Source organism: Nostoc sp. PCC 7524, from assembly GCF_000316645.1.
Taxonomy (GTDB): domain Bacteria; phylum Cyanobacteriota; class Cyanobacteriia; order Cyanobacteriales; family Nostocaceae; genus Trichormus.
The window spans coordinates 1107199-1127604 of the sequence record NC_019684.1; the positions used below are offsets into that span (position 1 = coordinate 1107199).

Below are 20406 nucleotides of genomic sequence, written 5' to 3' on the forward strand. Positions count from 1 at the left end.
AATAGAAAACATGACGAGTGAACCTAATTCCCCCAAACCACCAACCCCAGAATTCATCCCTGAAGATGATTTGCAACCCAATGACTTTGATGGTGCCAGAACAGGTGACAATCACCTCACCCCCGGAACAATGGCAGCTAAACAAGCCTTAGCTGCGATTTCTTCTTTACAATCTCCGCAAAATACAGCCGCCCTGCAACAAGCCCATTCCAACTTCTCCACCAGCCCTAAACCGCAATTAATAGTCAAGCCGAGGGCGTTGTTAATTACAGTCATAGCGATCGCCCTGACTATCCTAGGCATTGTCCTCAATAACTGGATTATCGGCACAATTGGGACGCTGGGGACTTTGCTGTTATCTTTAGCAATCCTTTTACCCTGGCTACAATATCTAGTCCAGACATGGTTTACTGCTCAAGATAGAACCGTATTTGTGGCCTTGGTGGGAATGATAGTAGCACTCATTGGTAGTGTAAAGTTTACTGGTTTAGGCGATCGCTTACTGTTGTGGGGAAAACGAGTTAACTGGGAAGCGTCGGGGACTCTGGCGGAGTGGTTTGGCGCTTTGGGACAAATTCTCATCGCCATTATTGCTGTGTATGTAGCGTGGCGACAATACGTCATCTCCAAAGACTTGACAATTCAGCAAAACCTATTAACAGTTCAGCAAAATATTATTACCCAACAACAAACCATCGATTCCTACTTCCAAGGCGTTTCTGACTTGGTGTTAGATGAAGAAGGATTATTAGAAGATTGGCCCCAAGAAAGAGCGATCGCGGAAGGTCGCACAGCAGCAATTTTTAGTAGTGTTGACGGTAGTGGGAAAGCCAAAATTCTCCGTTTCTTGTCCCGTTCTAAGTTACTCACACCCCTCAAACGCGATCGCCGTTTAGGTAGAGCTATTCTCAACGGTATTGGCGGTTACGAGGAAGATCGTTTGGATGGTGTGCGCGTCATCGATTTAGGTGTCATGCTAGCCGCCGCCGACTTAGCACATACAGATTTACGCTGGACTGATTTGAGCGAAGCCAATCTTGTCCGTGCTAACCTTAGTGGTTGTGATTTAGTTAAAGCCAATTTTTCCCGTACTATCTTATACGATGCTAATCTCAGTGGTGCTGACTTAAATGGGGTACGTCTATTCTACGGCTCACATGAGAAAGCATCACCCCGCAGTCGCACCGAACCACCCAATTACCAAACCGGGGAATTTACGGGTGCTGTCGTAGAAAATGCTGATTTTACCAACGTACAACGAATGTCTGAATCTGTCCGTCATTACTGTTGTACCTGGGGTGGGGAAAAAACTAGAAGTACGATTCCCGGCGGTTGTGAAGGGATTCCTAATCAGTTGGGAAGGTAGTCAAGATATAGCAGGGGACAGGTGACAGGTGACAGGTGACAGGTGACAGGTTACAGGTGACAGCCTTTCATTGTCAGGGTTTTAGGATTGTTGGATGTCCTAATCTATAGCTGTAGACAAGGCGATTAGGACATGACTAAAAGCTCAAACTCATTCATGGCATGGATTTTACTATTGCCTCTTGCCTCTTGCCTATTGCCTTCTGCTATATAAGGTGTGGGAAGTATCACCATAGTAAGGAAATATCTCACAAAAGAACTCCGCGCTACTTTGCGTGAACCTCTGCACACCTCTGCGTTAAATCAACTAGCTTGCGTGAGGATTTCTACCCCATCGTCTGTGACAACTACAGTATGCTCAAACTGCGCTGATAATTTGCGATCGCGTGTTACGGCTGTCCACCCATCACCGAGCATTTCCACTTCGTAAGTACCTTCATTAATCATCGGCTCAATGGTAAATACCATTCCCGGACGCAAACGTTTGCCCTTACCCCGTATACCATAATGGGGAATATCCGGTGCTGTGTGGAAAACACGGCTGATACCATGTCCCACAAAGTCCCGCACCACAGAAAAGCCCTGCGCCTCAGCATACTCTTGTATAGCCGCGCCAATATCGCCAATCCGCGCCTCTGGTTTTACCTCAGCGATTCCCAAATACAGGCATTTTTCTGTTACTTCCACCAACTTTTGGACTTTAGGAGCAGCATTGCCAACAATAAAAGTTTTGGATGTGTCACCGTGATAACCGTCAACAATTGGTGTCACATCAATGTTAATAATGTCACCATCTTTGAGAATTTGTTTAGCATTGGGAATGCCATGACAGATGACTTCGTTGATACTGGTACAAATTGACTTAGGAAAACCCTTGTAGCCTAAAGGCGCACTTTTGGCTCCCTGTGCTTGTGTCCAACGTTCCGCCTCATCGTTAAGTTGGAGAGTCGTCACGCCTGGCTTTACCATTGGCTCAAGATGCTGTAGAAGTTTAGCTGCCAAGCGTCCTGCCTGCCGCATTTTTTCTATTTCTCGTTGGGATAAGATAACGATTGGCTCGGTTTTCATGAACTTTTATTTAACGTATCTGTCACAAATATAGTTAAACCAGTCTGTGCAGCTCTTTTGGCAGCATCAGCAACTTTTAGAGTATACAAACTTTCTTCTGGGGTGACGTACAAAGGCGTGCCATGAAAAAGATGATCTAACACCATCGTAGTATCTTTGACGAATAAGCCACGACGAGTTCCTACCTCTATGGGCGTGGTTTCCCCACCGTGGATAAAAAATCCTGTGTCCCCATCAAAAATTAAACCACCATTTTCACCATGAACTTCAAATTTCCGTTCATACTGCCATAAAGTTTCGCCTTTGCCATAAATTACCTGTGCCAGTAATCCACTCTTAAAACCCAGTTGAGTAATACAAAAACAGGTTTGATAATAGTCTGGATCTGTTTCCCAGTATCGTTGATGACAGTTAACTGAGAAAACTTCGCCAAACAAATCAGTCAGTCGATGTAAACGAGAAAGCGCACCAACCAAAGGAAAGCCAAACATTTCATGATGATACGTCCATTTGCGGGGTGCGGGATTTTGGGGATTAACAGTGCTGTAGCGCACGTAAAATAGATGACCAACTTTTTCTAAATTTTGCTTTAAAGCTTGATGTAAACCACCTAAAAGTTCAATATGTTCAACGTGGAGTAATTTCTGCTGTGTTTTCGCTAAAGCAATCAGGGCGGTGGCTTCTTCCACATCCACAGATAGGGGATATTCTACAACTACGTGTTTCCCTGCTGATAATGCTGCATGAGCGATCGCTCCATGATCGCGATTAATTGTGGAGATGACTATTAAATCCAAATCTTGGCGCTCTACCAAATCCTGCCAAGTAGCTACTACCTCAGCCTCGTAGGTGTGAGCAAAGCTGTGTGTCTTTTCTGGTGTATTACCAACAACAGCCACTAAATGCGATCGCTCATCTTGCACGAACGACTCTGCCCGTAGTTTTGCCGCATACCCAGTTCCAACTAAACCCACACGCACTTGTATATTTCCCAAAGCTGCCTTTGAATTATACATAAATCATCACCAGTCCTGCTTGCTGCCTGTGGAGAGTCGGGACTGGGCAAGAACTGAACTACGAATATTCCCCCATACACTCAAGTGATACTAAAAAAACTTATGTTTTCATTTCTACACATAGTTTTTTCTAATAACGAACCTTTGAGATGGGCAATAGTATAAAAAAAACTTATTCATATCTAGTAACTCAATCTCATTACTAATCGCGGTGGATTTCGAGTTACATAATTTAATTTTTCTCGTAGTATCAGAATTGAAGCAAATTTGAAACAACGGCTCATCCCCCAAGAATGGCCGCAAGCTTTGCTTAGGGATAAATTAATTACTGCCGTTTGCACAAAGAGAGGATTAATACAATGGCAACTTACAAAGTTACACTCATCGACCTTGAAGGCGCATCCACTACCATCGACGTACCCGATGATGAATACATTTTAGATGCTGCTGAAGAGCAAGGTCTTGATCTACCTTTCTCCTGCCGCGCTGGCGCTTGTTCTACCTGTGCAGGTAAACTCGTATCTGGTACAGTTGACCAATCCGATCAATCTTTCTTAGACGACGATCAGATCCAAGCTGGATACGTACTCACCTGTGTTGCTTATCCCACCTCTGATGTCACCATCGAAACTCACAAAGAAGAAGAACTCTACTAAGAGTTAGACATCTCAATAATTAACCGGAGTCAGAATCCCGTATTCAGAATAGCCTGCGCTTAGGCTATGCCCAGAAAATGACTCCACCCCAGCCAGGATGGAGTTTATTTTCAGTAAAAGCTGATTTTTTACTTGTTTAATTAAGCGCGATGTATCACCCTAATGATGCAGTAGCCCATCGCAGATAATTATCTGTTAGGACGAGAAGCCCAAAACTCTGTCTCTTTAGAGCAGAGATGTAGGGCAAACGCATATTAAAATATGCGTGTTCATGGTAAAATTGCCAACAGTGGAAGGGTAATCAACCACTTAAAAAACCCATTTGCTGCTTAACACGCAGATGCTGAACCTTGACAACTGAATCTAGATGGTTCTACTTCGTAGTTCTAGTATCACCTGGAAGTAGGTAAAAGATTCACAGGTACTAGACGAACAGCATTTAACTACAAACAAATTTTGCAGTAATGCAACTAGGGTAGGGCATACCCAAAGTTAACGCTTGGGGAGAGAACCACCTCTGGCTTAGATACCGCAAGGAATCTAAGTTAAGTGGACTCGTTGAACCAAGAATCTCCCGGTTTTTCATCGAAATGAGCAATAGCGAAATTTCGATAACCGGGAGAGTGTCAATCTGAATTCTGACTCCATATACAGGGCTGATACCAATTCGCAATGGGCTAACGCCCCGCTCCGCTAACGCAATTAAAAAACTTAGATACAGCAAAGCTTTCAGGGTTTACATCTGTATCAGGTTTTTCGTGAAATGGTATGAGTAGTGGTTTGTGAGTAACAATTGCTCTCCTGTGGACTCTAGTCTGGTATACGTAGTTACTGAAGGCCAGTTAAAACTTGATTTCTTCACTCAGCAGTTGAAGTTGCGTTCCTGGATAATAAAACTGCAAGATTTTGGTACTAGACCAACCTAATTTGGCTAAATTTTGAGCGCCAGTCTGACTTAAGCCAACACCGTGTCCTAAACCACCACCAATAAAGGCGAATCCCCACAACTCTGGTTTACCTTTGTTTAATGGCTCTATGTAAAAAAGTGTACTTCTAGGAGCAGCAAAGGCACTACGTACTTCATCTTTTTCGAGGGTAAATACACCAATATCAGTTTTGACTGCTAGTTCAAGAATGCGTCCGCTTTTGCTACGCTTGGTAATTGCCATAGCCTCAATAGTCTTAAAGTTAGCATAGGGACGGTTTTTTACCCGCAAGAATTTCTGCAAGTCTTTGATAATCTGATCTAAAGGTGTTTCTTTAGACCAGCGAAACACATTCCAGGTACTTTCGTTAAATCCTTGTCTCAAGTTGATAAACTGCCGAAAGTTATTTTCGTCTGCTAAACTCTGCTTTGATAAGTTCCACAAATTAGTCGGTGTATCTACTACAGGGCGTAAATAAGGGCGATCCTCTCCGTTCCACACATCACTAAAGTAAGCGGTAACACCGCCAGTAGTAGAAGAATAGAGGGCATCTATGAGCTGATTATTATATGTGAGTACCTTGCCTCTGGTAGCAGCGATCGCTTGATCTGTTCTGGAATGGCTGCCAGACAAACCATAATAAACTTGACAGTGAGTAGTAGCACATAATTCATAGTTATCTACCGCAAATCTACGTAGATTTCTTAAAGCGTAAGTCCGCGCCAGAATTGCTTGGGCTTCTAGTGATGCTGCTGGCGCTGTAGTCCCGATTTCGTGAGGAACAACACCGCGCAAATAAGTTTCTAAAGGTACTTGATTAACTAGAGTATACGTCCCATAAGCATTGGGCTGAAAATCTAAGCGTCCGGCATACAGTCGCGTTGTCTCTAATTTTTCACCTTTTTTGACTCGAATTAAATTTTTGATGGTACTAATTTCTACATCATTCTGGCTGTAGCGTTTGCCATCCACTACCCAACTAACTCGCGGTACTTTGGGTAGAACTTGCGTGTCAACGTATGCGGTTTGATTGCCCGTAGCTTTTACGCTTTGTAACAATAAACGTCGCAATAAATGTGTATTATAAACATCGCGTTTCGCCCACACTTGCCAACGATCTGGCTGGGCAATTTCTACCTCTAGCCCTTTTTTTCGCCACTTTTCGGCACTATCTTCAGCCGTTTCATAGGTGCTATATGTACCTAAAACTAACACCTCTGCAATTGCTGGTTGGGGTAAAGCTTGCATCACTGTTTCTAGCTTGACGGGGTTTTGGGTGTCTATAATTCGCTGTTTGTTACCCTCTTGAAACTTTAACCTGATGCGATCGCCTTGTGTCGGCTCTAGTTGCAACTTGTCCGTAGACTCCTCACCAAATCGCTGCACAATCCCAATTTTCAGTTCTAAATCCTGAAACTTGTCCTCAGTCGCAGATGCACCAGTCAATCCCAACAAACAGAATACCGTTAGTAGAGTGTAGGAAAAATGCCAAATCGGATATTTGATTGATGTCCGATGCCTTCCTGCTGTATTTTTGGCTGGTGGCAATTGCTTGATAGTGTTTTGGTTGTGTCGCATGATTGCTCCAATAATACCCTTACCGTTTTTGCTCTCAAATTAGTTGCAAAACGAAGTCATAATGAGTATGATTTATTTAAAGGCGAAATAGAATTCAGTGGGTTTACTCCTCATGGTTAGGGTACAAGAAATTCCATTAAATCAAATTCGGCGGCCATTGCCCCGTGGCAACGATCCCAAAAAAGTGCAAGCCTTGATGGCATCGATTGCAGCAATTGGACAGCAAGAACCCATAGATGTCTTAGAAGTAGATGGACAGTATTATGGCTTTTCAGGTTGCCATAGGTATGAAGCCTGCCAACGTTTAGGTAAAGAAACCATTTTAGCTAGAATCCGTAAAGCTCCAAGTAGTGTTTTGAAGATGCACTTAGCGTAAAGGGGATTGGGGACTGGGGACTGGGAACTGGGGACTGGGGATTGGGGACTGGGGATTGGGGGAATATTCATATCCTGAGCTTAATCTTTGCCCGTTAGTCTTATTCCCAATACCCAATACCCAATACCCAATACCCAATACCCAATACCCGATACCCAATACATCATTACTCAATTAGGAGAAAAATCATGTCATCTGAAGCAACAATTAAAAGTGTCAATATTGGCATTGATGAAGACAGCAGAGCGAAGATTGCTGAAGGTTTATCTCGGATGTTAGCGGACACTTATACACTGTATCTAAAAACTCATAATTTTCACTGGAACGTCACAGGGCCAATGTTCCAAACACTGCACTTGATGTTTGAGACACAATATACAGAATTGGCTTTAGCTGTGGACTTAATTGCTGAGAGAATCAGAGCCTTGGGTTATCCCGCACCGGGAACTTACAGCGAATATGTCAACCTGAGTTCAATTCCCGAAACTCCCGGCGTACCTAAAGCCAAAGACATGATTCGCTTGCTAGTCGAAGGACAAGAAGCGGTAGTTCGCACTGCACGCTCAATTTTTCCCATAGTTGACGAAGTTAACGACGAACCCACCGCCGATTTATTGACTCAACGGATGCAAGTGCATGAAAAAACCGCTTGGATGTTGAGAAGTTTATTGGAAGAATAGGAAGAGGCACAGGAGTAGGGGATCGGGGCGCAGAGTAAGTAAATTCTTCTTGATTTTTCCCAGTCCCCAGTCCCCAGTCCCCAGTCCCCAATCCCCAATCCCAATTTCCCATGCCCGATCGCACTCAAATGTTGCAAAACTTAATGCAGCAGGTAGGTATTGCTAGTTTTAAAGCCCTGAGTCGTACTGCTGGTGTTTCCGAACGGCAAATCTTGCGGTTACGACAGGGCAAACTAGAGCAGATGCGATTAGATATACTACTGAAGCTATCGCAGGTGCTGCAAATGCCTTTGAGTGAATTAGTAGCCACTTTTTTAGTCTCAAATCCTGAGTACCCATCCTCAATCCCCAGTCCCCAGTCCCCAATCCCCAGTCCCCAATCCCCAGTCCCCAGTCCCCAATCCCCAGTCCCCAATCCCCAAGAAATCGCTGATTTAAAAAGAGAGTATGAGCGATCGCAACAACAACTAGAAAAGCAGCGAGAAGTATTGCTACAAGAATTCCAGCAGTCAAGTTTGCAACTGCTGGAATCTTTATTATTACAATGGCCGACAGCCGCCCAAAAAGCCCAAGAGAACCCCGAATTAGCAGCCATTAAAATTTTACCCTTAGTACAAAAACCCCTAGAAAAATTATTACAAGCCTGGGGAGTGGAGGCGATCGCACCTGTAGGAGCAGAATTACCCTACAATCCTCAACTGCATCAATTATTGGAAGGAACCGCACAACCAGGGGAGATAGTCAAGATTCGCTACACAGGCTACCTACAAGGTGATAAGTTACTTTATAGAGCCAAAGTCAGCCTTAATGGGAACAGGTGACAGGTGACAGGTGACAGGTGACAGGTGACAGGTGAGCCACTGCGGTGGACGGGTTCCCCGGCATATAGCAAGTGGTGAACCCCTTTAGGGGTGACAGGTTTAAAAGCCTCTGATGGTAATGGTTTTATGATTTCCTGATGTCCTAATCTTATTGGCTACAGCTATATCACCCAATCTCCTGTTGAGAAATATCAAATACTGGGAATACTAAAGCATCCGAGGCAATAACCTCCAGTATCAGCAGATGAACTCTTATTTACAGGACTTCGGGCAGCCCAATGAATGCCAAAAGCCTTTAAACAACGATTTGACCCTTTTTCCACTACAAATCCCATTAGTAATGGGACTGCTATGGGGCTATCTATTTGTCACTAAATTATTACGGAAAAGCATGGCGGTTGTTGGAATGTATTTCACAGTTGGGAGGTGGTACAGAGTTTGCAATTACTATTGCTATTCCTCAAGAGTGAGGGATTTAGAAAGGTTGGGGATTGGGGAATTGCCAGGGAGATCAGGAAAGAGTTTTTCTCATACCCAATACCCAATGCTCAGGCTTTAATATTTACGGCTTGAGAAAATTTATGAATTTTTTGCAGTTTTTTTGATTGCTTTTTTGAAAAATTAATATTTTGGCACAAGGTATACAAAATTTACTTTTGAATTTAAGTTATGTTCATAACTCTTACCTTATGACTATTGCACTTACCAAAATGTTATGTAATCAGTGAAGATATAGAATATTTCTAGATAAAATTTCATCTCAATTTTTGACCAATTAATGATTTTTATAGGAGGAATTTGTATTTAAATATAATTTGCGTATGCTAATATTTGTATTTGATTAGTTTAAATTATGAGTAACACTTCATAAGTAATCTACATCTCAGAGTTTACTGCATCGTTTCCACTAAAAGATGCTTGTTGCTATATAATGTTGGCAAATTTCATATGTCCTCTTACAGTAATCGGGTTGAAAATACAATGAATCAGCAAGTAAAAGTTGTTAAACTTACCGGAATTATCAATACTACCAATTCTCTGGAATTGCGAGAAAGTATCACTAATCTTGTAGACAGTGGTGCAAAAATCGTTTTAGTTGATTGTCAAGAAGTCACTTTTATGGATAGTTCTGCTTTGGGAGCTTTAGTATTAGCTTTTAAAACTCTCAGAGCGGCAGGAACAAAGCTATTTCTTTGTTCAATTAATGAGCAAGTCAGAATATTATTTGAATTAACTGGTATGGATAAAGTATTTGAGATTTTTAATAGTCAAGATGAATTTCATCAAGCAATACTTTCCAAAAGTTAGTTAATCAAATTTAATTTGTAGTATTGATAAATCATCTGCAAAGGTATCTTTGGAGTTCAAAGCCCTGAGATAATTCAATATATGATCAAGTTGGTAATCAACAGTATGATGTACGCTGGCAAGTATCTGGACAAAACCATCTAGACTCCAGAGTGTACCATCTGGTTTGTTGATTTCATAAGCACCATCACTAAAAATATACAGACTACTCAACTTTTGTACATTGCAGTAAGCATCAATATATTGTGCTTCTGGAAACATACCTACTGGCATACCAGGAGTTCTCAAAATTTGAACTTCGGTGCTAGTTGGTGATGTTCCAGATATTAAAATGGCTGGTGGATGTCCAGCACTGGCGTAGGTTAGCTGTCGTGTGACTCGGTTATAAACTCCATACCAAATAGTAAAGTATTTGTCATTTTGATAATTCATTTGAAAGGTTTCATTTAAACCTTTTAAGACATTACTAGGTTGATAGTAATTGAGAGTTTTAATAGCACGGGAACGTAACAGATTCAGTACGGAAATGGAAGGAAGAGTAGCTTTTAGTCCATGCCCTGCTGTATCTAGGAGGTATATAGCTAGGGAGTCAGAATCTAGCCAGTAGTAATCAAAACAATCGCCACCAAGTTGCTGTGAAGGGATGAAGCGAGAGTTGATGGTAAAGGGTGAGCGGATGGGTTCTGGTAGAAGCGATCGCACATATTCTGCGGCTTCTTTGAGTTCTTCTTCTAGGCGGAGTTTTTGGTTTTGCAAATCTCGACTCAATTGATGTAGTCTCAATCCGGCTCGGACTCTGGCTTGCATTTCATTTTGTTCAATGGGTTTAGTGATAAAATCATCAGCACCAGCATCTAAACCTTTGACGCGATCGGCTACAGAATCTAAAGATGTTAATAAAATAAAGAAGGTTGTGGATAAGTTAGGATCTGTCTTAATCCGATGACAAACTTCTAATCCATTCAAGCCAGGCATAATCCAATCACAAATAATCAGTGCTGGACGATAAGCTAGTGCTTGAGCAATGCCTTCCTCACCATTACTAACAGCAACTACCTCATAGCCTTGTTTTTGCAAGATGCGTTTGAGTAGTATTTGGATAGAGAGGTCATCATCAATGACTAATATTTTAAACATAAAAGATTTTCATAGATACTTAGATAATACAAATTAATAATAAAAATATTTTCAATAGTATCAGTTGAGTATTATTAATGCAAAAATAATACTCAACTATCTCTAATTATCCATCGACTGTATTCAATTTAGGGACTTCCAGAAAATAAATTATTCAATGAGTCAGAGCAAAGATGTTGATCAGATTCTTCCTCTCCCTCTGCTCCCTCTGCTCCCTCTGCTCCCTCTGCTACCCCTTGCGATTGTATATTTTTTTTAGCTGGAAGTCCCTTACTCCCCGGCTTCAGCTTATGGTGGTGATAGGGGATTTAACCATAACAGTAGAGAGCGTTTTAGCTGGTTTAAGTCCCGATATACTTCCTGTTTAAACCATTGTCCCACAGCATCCCAGGGACTGAAGGATGAGCCTGTTTGCCATTTGATATCTTGACCTAACGGTGTCGTGTGGGTTCCTGGTAAGATTTGTGCTGTCACCATCTCCGGAAAGCGTGCTTGTAGGATTTTAGTTAAAGCTGCTGATTGATCAAGGTTATCGTTATTGAACTTAATTAATAAGTTGCGACGGATATTATACCTTTCCTGCACCAGTTTGTTAGTTTCTAGTGGTGAGGGAGTAAATTCAATCATCAAAGTAGAATTGAACTGTTCCACCAAGGGAATAGCGTCTTTAGCTGCATAGTTATTAAAGGATATTAAGATATTACCTGCTCGTTCGACTGGAAATAGACTACCGATGAGTAGGTGGAGTTTACACCCCATACTGTGTCCAAGTCCATAGGTGGGGAGGTAAAGCTTGCGGAGTGCGCCAGAATCGTGTAGTCGTTCTATGGTGCGATCAAAATTGAGCAATACAGATTGAGCGATCGCAATATGATCTAAGGTATTGACAAAGGGCGTAGCAATAATGACATATCCTTTAGCGGCTACTTGTTCTAGTAGCCAACGATAAGTTATATGAGGTGCAGTAGCAACAAATGCACCCCCTAAGAAATGGATGATACCCACGGGATTTGGGGGAATCAGTACCCAGTTACCTCTAATTTCTTTCCAATCCATGCCTGTAGGCGATCGCTTTATTCACACTTCTTTATAGTAGACTGGGGACTAGGGATTGGGGACTAGGGGCTGGGAAAAAATCTTTACTTGCTGCTTCTACTATATTTCTAGATTAATAAGACTGACTTTGTAAGCTATTCATTTCTTGTTGCACATCTAAAGCAATCTGCAAGGCTTCATTGAGTAACCTGCCATGTTCTGTAGCTTGTTCTGTAACTTGCATCGCGGTTAAAGTGGCTAAATTATTGGCAAATAATTCTGTATTTTTGATAATAAAATTCTTATTTTCTCTCAAAATTTTTTCTGTTTTCAAAGCTCTAATTAAATCATCTCTGGTTAACTTCAATGCTGCTATTACTTTTTCTCGCTCTTTAATACTTACCCCTGAATTACCAGCATCTTCAATTTGGTCATTAATATCTATAGCTTTGATGACAGCATTATATCGAGCCACATCATTTAAAAGAATTTGCAGAGAATGCGTCATATTTCTTTTAATGATTTTTAATCTGCTACGCCACCAATAATATAAAAACCCTTGGGTAAATCCACCCCCCAAAAGACATAATATGATTAATAATAACCAAGAGGGAATTGTTATCCAAGTGGCGAATATTTTAATTAACACATCAAGAGCAAGATAGCCGAAAATAAATATAGAAACGCTCAGAAAAATTACTGTAGCTCCTTCAGAACCTTTGAGTTTTTTGATAATATCCTTACTTAATTTTTTTAAAGGGTTAATGATGATAATGAGTTCATCGTTAACAGGTAAATCAGTCAGTTGTTGTAGTTCCTTTTGACTAATCTCCAAGCCATGTAAATCATTACGCACAGCTTTCCCCATTTTTGCCAGAATAATTGTTTAGTATAGTCAATCCCTTCGTCGATTTTGTGAAACATCCACAGGCGAAAAGTTTGGAGCTACAGGTACAGATTTTACCTTGGTGGGCTGAAATCCTCATATAACCCCTGTGGGTACTACTGCTAAAAACTCATATAGTAGCCGCTAAGGTGTTGATGTTTAGATAACCGCACTTGTCTAGAGTATCGGATTTTGGCGAAGGTATTGATAATATAACAATCAAATTTAGAGATGGCTAATAGTTCTTGTATTTTGTCTGGTTTTTTAATGTTAATGATGATACACTATTTGCCTTGATAATGGCTGTAATCCTAGATAAATCAATACTTTTTTGTGTAATATTTAGCAATAAATGTGGATGTTTTTCAGTGCAGAACTTGGGACGTATTAAATTTTAGGGTGTGTTAATAACGTACTGGGTTTAGTGGTTCTTTACGGCTAATTCATATCCTCTCAAAGCCGTAAAACACCCTTGTATCTTAGAAGAAGTAGTAGACTGTCACACCCTAGATCAGATTAGACTGCCTTGTAGCATGGGTTACTACAACAATCTCCTTGACAGCACTCGAACAGTCACCAGGGGCCAAACTTTAAATGCGGATAAATAAAGTATACAGTCCCTATCATCCAGTCATCAAAGGCTTCTTGTTGAGCGTGGTAAGTCCAAAAAACAGGCTTTAACTGCTGGCGATCGCAAAATGTTGGCCATTTGATTAACATCAGAAAGTTGAATAAATTCAGGCATATGCTGATACCCCCGGATAAATCCGGGAGTTTTACGCATCACGTTTCATAAAAAATTGATGAACTTTCACACTGATAAATATGAGAATTTATCAATTTTCTTAATTTATATCCACCTATAGCAATTATATTTTTTGTAAGATTAATACTGAGAGTAGTTCCCAGCTACTGGCATAGGCTTATACTTGATGTACTGCTCTATCATGTATTACCTTTGTATAGGTAAATGTTAGGGTTCTTAGACGAAAAATGTTAAATTAACCAGTGATTTTACCGATGTTTGTCGTCTATATCCTATTAAATTAATATACTTCCTGACAGTCGCTTACAGTAATGAGATAATTCAAATGATGATTGAGAATCAAGAAATTTGATCTCTATTTAAACACATGAATGAGTACACAAATATATCAGTGTTGTTATTTGCTTGATTTTAACATGATGAAATAATACCAAACTGTTTTAATTCCAGAAAATGATTTTGTGAGCAATATCCGTATGCTAAATGCTGTGATTTAGCTATATATGAATGCTAGTCTCCTCCTGACAGAGTTATAGCGAGTCCCTATTGGCTTCGCAAATAGTGAAACACCATCACTGATTTTTCCTGATTTGTTGAGTCAATATTTATTGCACAAGTTATACCAGCATGAATAAACTAATTCCAGCCATCAGAGTCAAAAATCTCAGCTTTTATTATGACACCCAAAAAATACTCGAAGGTGTGTCTGTAGATTTTTATCAAAGCAAAGTTACTGCAATTATTGGCCCTAGTGGTTGTGGAAAGTCTACTTTCATTAAATGCCTCAATCGCATGAACGAATTAGAGACAGAGGTGCAGGTTGAAGGGAGGGTAGAATTTTTTAATCAAAATATTTATGAGCGGCGAGTGAACTTAAATCGACTTCGCCGTCAAGTCAGTATAGTGCTGCCCAAGCCAAATCTTTTTCCGATGAGCGTTTATGATAATGTGGCCTATGGGGTGAAAATAGTCGGGTGGCGACCAAAAGTTGAAATTGATGAAATTGTAGAAAATGCCCTCAAAGATGCTGATTTGTGGGATGAAGTCAAACATAAGTTGTATAAATCAGCTTTAGAGCTTTCTGGTGGACAACAACAGCGACTTTGTATTGCGCGTGCTTTAGCTGTCAAGCCAAAAGTGATTCTGATGGATGAACCTTGTTTTGGTCTTGATCCTGTGGCTAGCATGAAAGTAGAGAGTTTAATTCAGAGTTTACGTTTGCGCTCAGAATTAACAATGGTGATAGTCAGCCACAATTTATCCCAAGTCACTCGCATATCCGACTTTACAGCCTTTTTTAGCTTGAATGAACATCGGACTGGGCAACTGGTGGAATTTGGGACTACCAAAAAAATGTTTAGTAATCCTCTCGATTCCCGCACTCGTGAATATGTTTTAGCGCGAATTGGTTGAACTATTGATACAGCCAAACTCGCAGCAGAGAAATTAGCTGTGTTGTTTCTACAGGTTTAGCAATGTAATCTGATGCACCTGCGGCAATACACTGATCGCGATCGCCTGGCATAGCTTTAGCTGTTAAAGCAATCATTGGCAATGATTGAAATTGCTCTTGCAGACGAATCAATTGCATGGTTTCGTAACCATCCATTTCTGGCATCATGATATCCATCAAAACCACATCAATATCTGGTTGACTTTCTAATAATTGCAATCCTTCTCTACCGTTTTCCGCATAGATAACCTGCATTTGATAACGCTCCAACATACTGGTTAAGGCGAAGATATTACGCACATCGTCATCGACAATTAAGACTTTCTTCCCCGCTAGCAAATCATCTTGGGAATGCAATTGCTCAATAATTTGGCGCTGGGATGCAGGCAAATTGGCTTGGACTCGGTGGAGAAATAAAGCCGTTTCATCCAACAGCCGTTCAGGCGATCGCACATCTTTAATAATGATTGTCTCGGCGATGCGTCGCAATTCCGTTTCTTGGGCTTTGCTAATTTCCCTACCGGTATAAACAATGATGGGTAAAGTAGCACCGTTGGGTTCTCGTTTCATCTGCTCAATTAGTTCCAACCCAGTCATATCAGGCAGCCCTAAATCCAGAACTACACAATCAAAATGCTGGGTGCGAATTGCTGCTAAGGCGGCTGCACCATTGCCTACAGCCGTTGTTGCCACATCGCTATTCCCAATTAAATCGACAATGCTACGGCGTTGAGTATCATCATCTTCCACTACCAGCAAATTTTTCACCCGCCGTTCCACAAAACCTTTAATTTTGCTCAAAGCTTCCGATATCGCCTCACTGGTGACGGGTTTTTGCAAATATGCGATCGCGCCTAACTGTAAACCACGCTGCCGTCCTTCTTCAATAGTGATAATGTGTACAGGAATATGACGGGTATTGGGATCATGCTTGAGGCGATCTAACACCGTCCAACCATCCATCTCTGGTAAGCGGATATCGAGTAAAATTGCCGTTGGTTGAAATTCCTGGGCCAAACTCAGACCTAAACTACCATTTTGGGCAGTAATTACCTGAAATCCTTGCTGCCTGGCCATATCTATTAAGATACGGGCAAAGTTCACGTCATCTTCAATAATTAACAGTACGTTACTGTCTTGGGTCGTGGTGATGGTGGCGCGATCGTCTTCGAGGAGGGATTGGGGACTGGGGACTAGGGATTGGGGATTGGGGGTTAGCTGTGAGATTAAACTCTCATTACTCAGCACTCGAAACTCAGGACTCAATTGTGGTAAATAGAGTGTAAATGTACTGCCTTGACCTAGTTGGCTGACGAGTTTAATTTCTCCCCCTAAAAGATTAGCAATTTCGCGGCTGATGGATAAACCTAAGCCTGTACCGCCATATTTGCGGCTAGTAGTACCATCAGCTTGCTGAAATGCCTCAAAAATAATCTTTTGTTTGTCAGGAGCAATGCCAATACCTGTATCACTGACAGCAAAGGCGATGACAGATTGGGCGCGATTTAAGGTGGTTTGGCTTGAGCCTGGCTTGGCTACCGCAATCCGCAGGCGGACTTCTCCCTGTTCTGTAAATTTAAAGGCATTGGAAAGGAGATTTTTGAGGATTTGTTGTAAACGTTTGACATCAGTATTGATGCTGATGGGCAACTCTGGCGCTAATTCAATCACAAAGTTTAGCCCTTGATTTTGGGCGACTTGTCCAAAGTTGCGCTCAATCTGTTCTGCCAACTCTGCCAACAGGATCGGGGACGGATTGACAGACATTGTACCGGATTCGATTTTGGCTAAATCTAAGATGTCATTAATTAATGCCAGCAAATCATTACCCGCCGAGTAAATGGTTTGGCTGTATTCGATTTGTTTACTGGTGAGATTTCCATCAACGTTATCTTTCAACAATTGCGCCAAAATCAACAAACTGTTTAGGGGTGTCCGCAGCTCATGGGACATATTGGCGAGAAATTCCGATTTATACTTCGATGAAAGTGCTAGTTGTTCGGCTTTATCTTCTAGAGAACATCTGGCTTGTTCGATTTCGCGATTTTTGCGCTCTACTTCTTGTTTTTGCTGTTCTAGTAATTCTGCCTTTTCTTCTAGTTCGGTGTTGGTTTGTTGTAACTCCTCTTGCTGTTTCCTTAACAATTCCTCAGAGGCTCTGAGTGATTCGGCTTGTTCTTCTAATAGTTGATTGGTTTCGCGGAGTTCGTCTTGCTGGCTTTGCAGTTCTTCGGCTAAAGACTGGGACTGCTTGAGTAATTCTTCGGTACGCATGGAAGCAGCGATCGTATTGAGAACGATCGCAATACTTTCGGTGAGTTGGTCGAGGAAGGTTAAATGAATCTCACTAAAGCGCCGGAAGGAAGCTAATTCAATCACAGCCGTCACCTGTCCTTCAAATAGTACAGGTAACACTACAGCATTGAGTGGCGTAGCTTCTCCTAACCCAGAGCTAATTTTGATATAGTCATCTGGTACTTCTGTTAATAAAATACTGGCTTTTTCCAGGGCGCATTGTCCTACCAAACCTTCACCCAGATAGAAGCGGTTAGCCAGATGTTTGCGTTGACGGTAAGCATAGCTACTGAGTAGTTGCAGATAGGGCGGATGTTCTGTGCTTTCCATAAGATAGAATACGCCATGTTGCGCTCCTACCAGGGGTGCTAGTTCTGAGAGAATCAGTTTAGTGACGGTTTCCAAGTCACGCTGACCTTGTAGCATTCGGGTAAATTTGGCCAGGTTAGTTTTCAACCAGTCTTGCTCATTGTTTTTCTGGGTTGTCTCCCGCAGGTTAGCAATCATCTGGTTGATGTTGTCCTTGAGGGTGGCTACTTCTCCTTGGGCTTCCACGGTGATAGAACGGGTTAAATCGCCTTTAGTGACGGCTGTGGCGACTTCTGCGATCGCTCGTAATTGCGTGGTGAGGGTGGCCGCCAGTTCATTAACATTATCCGTTAAATCTTTCCATGTCCCCGCCGCCCCAGGGACTTTGGCTTGGCCGCCTAATTTCCCTTCAATGCCGACTTCTCGTGCTACTGTCGTTACCTGATTAGCAAAGGTGGCAAGGGTATCAATCATCTCGTTAATTGTCTCAGCTAAGGCTTCGATTTCACCTTGAGCATTGAGCATGAGTTTGCGCTTTAAGTCACCATTGGCAACAGCTGTCACCACTCTAGCAATGCCCCGTACCTGGGCGGTTAAGTTCCCCGCCATTGAGTTGACGTTATCTGTCAAATCTTTCCAAGTTCCGGCTACACCTTGCACCTGTGCTTGACCACCAAGTTTACCTTCGGTTCCCACCTCACGGGCTACCCGTGTGACTTCACTAGCAAAGGAACTGAGTTGATCCACCATTGTATTAATCGTGTTTTTCAACTCCAGAATTTCACCTTTGACATCAACGGTAATTTTCTTGGAAAGGTCGCCATTAGCTACGGCTTTGGTAACTTCGGCGATGTTGCGGACTTGGGCGGTTAAATTCCCAGCCATTGAGTTGACGTTATCAGTCAAGTCTTTCCAAGTACCACCCACACCCCTGACATAGGCTTGCACACCCAACTTACCTTCAGTTCCCACCTCACGGGCGACTCTAGTCACCTCGCTAGCAAAGGAGTTGAGCTGATCCACCATTGTATTGATTGTGTTTTTCAACTCCAGAATTTCGCCTTTGACATCAACGGTGATTTTCTTAGACAAGTCGCCATTGGCTACGGCTGTTGTGACTTCGGCGATGTTGCGGACTTGCGCTGTTAAACTGCCTGCCATAAAATTCACGCTGTCGGTCAAGTCTTTCCAAGTACCGCCAACGCCTTTAACTTCTGCCTGTACCCCTAGTTTCCCTTCTGTTCCCACTTCACGGGCTACCCGTGTGACTTCACTAGCAAAGGAACCGAGTTGATCCACCATGATATTAATCGTGTTTTTCAACTCCCGAATTTCACCTTTAACATCGACGGTAATTTTTTTAGACAAGTCGCCGTTAGCTACAGCTGTGGTAACTGTGGCAATGTTGCGGACTTGGGCGGTTAAGTTACCCGCCATCAAATTTACGTTGTCGGTTAAGTCTTTCCAAGTACCCGCAACGCCTTTGACTTCTGCTTGTACGCCAAGTTTACCTTCGGTTCCTACTTCACGGGCGACTCTGGTGACTTCACTAGCAAAGGAGTTGAGTTGATCCACCATTGTGTTGACGGTGTTTTTCAACTCCAGAATTTCGCCTTTAACATCGACAGTGATTTTTTTAGACAGGTCGCCATTAGCGATCGCCGTAGCAACTTCGGCAATGTTCCGCACCTGTCCGGTGAGATTACCCGCCATTAAATTTACGTTATCGGTTAAGTCTTTCCAAGTACCCGCAACGCCTTTGACTTCTGCTTGCACGCCTAGCTTCCCTTCTGTTCCCACTTCACGGGCTACCCTGGTGACTTCACTGGCAAAGGAACCCAGCCGATTTACCATTGTGTTGACAATGTTGGCTGTTTGCAAAAACTCTCCTTGGAGGGGTCGGTTGTCAATTTCTAGATTGATGCTTTGGGATAAGTCACCATTGGCTACCGCCCGAATCACACGAGTAGTTTCAGCATTCAGTTGAACTAAATCTGTAATTAGGGTATTGACAGAATTAATAGAATCTGACCAAGAACCACGCACATTGCCTAAAGAGGCACGTTCAGTAATGGTGCCTTCTTTACCAACAACATTACTGATGCGTTGTAACTCGCTTGTCATTTGTTCATTCTGCTCAATAATCTCGTTGAGAGCATCAGCAATTTTTCCCGCCATCCCTGTTTGGTCGATAGGCATCCGGGCAGAAAAGTCACCTTTTTTAACAGCAGTTAACGTTTTTAATAGCTGTTGTAAATCTAAGTTGTCATTTTCTCTGGTTAACTGCTGAGTTGTCATAATCTTTCATCCTGGAGGAGTTTGTGGTTGTTTTGCCACCCTGACGCGCTGAGTGGCACTTTTGAAAAAATTTTTAATTAAAATTCATTTCAAGTGATGCCCTGGCTGTATTTTTAATACTGTGCAAGCGCCTTTATAAGTATTATTCTGAGCAAGTGAATTAATTATTCTCTACCTGAGAAGCAGTCATAGTAGCTCAATATTTTTGATCTGGACTGACGTGATATTATGTCATCATACTTAAGTTAGATATTTAAATAAATCCCTTCTGCCTTCTGCCCTCTGCCCTCTGCCTTTCTTTGATAATCCACAATAGACTTGAATCTGGTATTGTGGCTTACGAAGGTTAGTTCTAACGCACCGCAAACTTTTAGTGGTGCGTTACGCTGACGCAATAACACACCCTACTGGCGTGTCAAGCCTTAAATGTTGC

General features: G+C 42.0%; 15 protein-coding genes. 7 read left to right on the forward strand and 8 right to left on the reverse strand.

What is annotated here, in order from left to right; translation table 11 throughout:
- Positions 1–10: 10 nt before the first annotated feature.
- Positions 11–1366, forward strand: a complete 1356-nt coding sequence (locus tag NOS7524_RS04625) for a pentapeptide repeat-containing protein (protein ID WP_015137308.1) — start codon at positions 11–13, stop codon at positions 1364–1366.
- A gap of 302 nt (positions 1367–1668) precedes the next feature.
- Here the strand turns inward: NOS7524_RS04625 and map are convergent, their stop codons facing one another.
- Complete coding sequence (gene map / locus NOS7524_RS04630; RefSeq protein WP_015137309.1) at positions 1669–2433, reverse strand: type I methionyl aminopeptidase; 765 nt, start codon at positions 2431–2433, stop codon at positions 1669–1671.
- Positions 2430–3449: a Gfo/Idh/MocA family protein gene (locus tag NOS7524_RS04635; RefSeq protein ID WP_015137310.1), complete on the reverse strand. Its 1020-nt coding sequence runs from the start codon at positions 3447–3449 to the stop codon at positions 2430–2432. The genes map and NOS7524_RS04635 overlap by 4 nt, the downstream gene beginning before the upstream one ends.
- A 359-nt stretch (positions 3450–3808) precedes the next feature.
- Between NOS7524_RS04635 and NOS7524_RS04640 the strand changes: the two genes are divergently transcribed.
- Positions 3809–4105 (forward strand): ferredoxin, encoded by a 297-nt coding sequence (locus tag NOS7524_RS04640; RefSeq protein ID WP_015137311.1) that lies wholly within the window; start codon positions 3809–3811, stop codon positions 4103–4105.
- A gap of 842 nt (positions 4106–4947) precedes the next feature.
- On the opposite strand, the gene NOS7524_RS04645 is transcribed toward NOS7524_RS04640, so the two are convergent.
- Positions 4948–6609 (reverse strand): SpoIID/LytB domain-containing protein, encoded by a 1662-nt coding sequence (locus NOS7524_RS04645; protein WP_015137312.1) that lies wholly within the window; start codon positions 6607–6609, stop codon positions 4948–4950.
- 112 nt (positions 6610–6721) lie between these two features.
- Between NOS7524_RS04645 and NOS7524_RS04650 the strand changes: the two genes are divergently transcribed.
- From NOS7524_RS04650 to NOS7524_RS04665, 4 genes are all read left to right on the forward strand, one after another.
- Positions 6722–6985 carry a ParB N-terminal domain-containing protein gene (locus NOS7524_RS04650; RefSeq protein ID WP_041555554.1) on the forward strand — a complete coding sequence of 88 codons (264 nt, stop codon included), beginning with the start codon at positions 6722–6724 and terminating at the stop codon, positions 6983–6985.
- Positions 6986–7173: 188 nt separating this feature from the next.
- Positions 7174–7665, forward strand: a complete 492-nt coding sequence (locus tag NOS7524_RS04655; RefSeq protein WP_015137314.1) for a Dps family protein — start codon at positions 7174–7176, stop codon at positions 7663–7665.
- A 110-nt stretch (positions 7666–7775) separates the two neighbouring features.
- A complete protein-coding gene (gene grpE / locus NOS7524_RS04660; protein ID WP_015137315.1) occupies positions 7776–8486 on the forward strand; it encodes a nucleotide exchange factor GrpE in 711 nt (236 codons plus the stop codon).
- 981 nt (positions 8487–9467) lie between these two features.
- Positions 9468–9794, forward strand: coding sequence for an STAS domain-containing protein (locus NOS7524_RS04665; protein WP_041555555.1), 327 nt, complete (start codon positions 9468–9470; stop codon positions 9792–9794).
- On the opposite strand, the gene NOS7524_RS04670 is transcribed toward NOS7524_RS04665, so the two are convergent.
- The 4 genes from NOS7524_RS04670 to NOS7524_RS29845 form a co-directional block, all read right to left on the reverse strand.
- Entirely contained in the window at positions 9795–10931 is a 1137-nt protein-coding gene (locus NOS7524_RS04670) for a PP2C family protein-serine/threonine phosphatase (RefSeq protein ID WP_015137317.1), read from the reverse strand.
- A 288-nt stretch (positions 10932–11219) separates the two neighbouring features.
- Positions 11220–11987, reverse strand: a complete 768-nt coding sequence (locus tag NOS7524_RS04675; RefSeq protein WP_015137318.1) for a DUF1350 family protein — start codon at positions 11985–11987, stop codon at positions 11220–11222.
- Between the two features lie 112 nt (positions 11988–12099).
- Positions 12100–12834, reverse strand: a complete 735-nt coding sequence (locus NOS7524_RS04680) for a hypothetical protein (RefSeq protein ID WP_015137319.1) — start codon at positions 12832–12834, stop codon at positions 12100–12102.
- Positions 12835–13486: 652 nt separating this feature from the next.
- Entirely contained in the window at positions 13487–13636 is a 150-nt protein-coding gene (locus NOS7524_RS29845; RefSeq protein WP_171815347.1) for a hypothetical protein, read from the reverse strand.
- A 609-nt stretch (positions 13637–14245) separates the two neighbouring features.
- Here NOS7524_RS29845 and NOS7524_RS04685 point away from each other — a divergent pair.
- Positions 14246–15031 carry a phosphate ABC transporter ATP-binding protein gene (locus NOS7524_RS04685; RefSeq protein WP_015137320.1) on the forward strand — a complete coding sequence of 262 codons (786 nt, stop codon included), beginning with the start codon at positions 14246–14248 and terminating at the stop codon, positions 15029–15031.
- 1 nt (position 15032) lies between these two features.
- Here the strand turns inward: NOS7524_RS04685 and NOS7524_RS04690 are convergent, their stop codons facing one another.
- The gene (locus NOS7524_RS04690; RefSeq protein WP_015137321.1) at positions 15033–19973 is read right to left on the reverse strand and encodes a response regulator; all 4941 of its coding nucleotides are present in this window, start codon (positions 19971–19973) and stop codon (positions 15033–15035) included.
- Between the last annotated feature and the right edge of the window lie 433 nt (positions 19974–20406).

Coding starts and splice junctions, on each gene's coding strand:
- NOS7524_RS04625 (WP_015137308.1), top strand. CDS start 11: ATGACGAGTGAACCTAATTCCCCCAAACCACCAACCCCAGAATTCATC.
- map (WP_015137309.1), bottom strand. CDS start 2,433: ATGAAAACCGAGCCAATCGTTATCTTATCCCAACGAGAAATAGAAAAA.
- NOS7524_RS04635 (WP_015137310.1), bottom strand. CDS start 3,449: ATGTATAATTCAAAGGCAGCTTTGGGAAATATACAAGTGCGTGTGGGT.
- NOS7524_RS04640 (WP_015137311.1), top strand. CDS start 3,809: ATGGCAACTTACAAAGTTACACTCATCGACCTTGAAGGCGCATCCACT.
- NOS7524_RS04645 (WP_015137312.1), bottom strand. CDS start 6,609: ATGCGACACAACCAAAACACTATCAAGCAATTGCCACCAGCCAAAAAT.
- NOS7524_RS04650 (WP_041555554.1), top strand. CDS start 6,722: ATGGTTAGGGTACAAGAAATTCCATTAAATCAAATTCGGCGGCCATTG.
- NOS7524_RS04655 (WP_015137314.1), top strand. CDS start 7,174: ATGTCATCTGAAGCAACAATTAAAAGTGTCAATATTGGCATTGATGAA.
- grpE (WP_015137315.1), top strand. CDS start 7,776: ATGCCCGATCGCACTCAAATGTTGCAAAACTTAATGCAGCAGGTAGGT.
- NOS7524_RS04665 (WP_041555555.1), top strand. CDS start 9,468: ATGAATCAGCAAGTAAAAGTTGTTAAACTTACCGGAATTATCAATACT.
- NOS7524_RS04670 (WP_015137317.1), bottom strand. CDS start 10,931: ATGTTTAAAATATTAGTCATTGATGATGACCTCTCTATCCAAATACTA.
- NOS7524_RS04675 (WP_015137318.1), bottom strand. CDS start 11,987: ATGGATTGGAAAGAAATTAGAGGTAACTGGGTACTGATTCCCCCAAAT.
- NOS7524_RS04680 (WP_015137319.1), bottom strand. CDS start 12,834: ATGGGGAAAGCTGTGCGTAATGATTTACATGGCTTGGAGATTAGTCAA.
- NOS7524_RS29845 (WP_171815347.1), bottom strand. CDS start 13,636: ATGCGTAAAACTCCCGGATTTATCCGGGGGTATCAGCATATGCCTGAA.
- NOS7524_RS04685 (WP_015137320.1), top strand. CDS start 14,246: ATGAATAAACTAATTCCAGCCATCAGAGTCAAAAATCTCAGCTTTTAT.
- NOS7524_RS04690 (WP_015137321.1), bottom strand. CDS start 19,973: ATGACAACTCAGCAGTTAACCAGAGAAAATGACAACTTAGATTTACAA.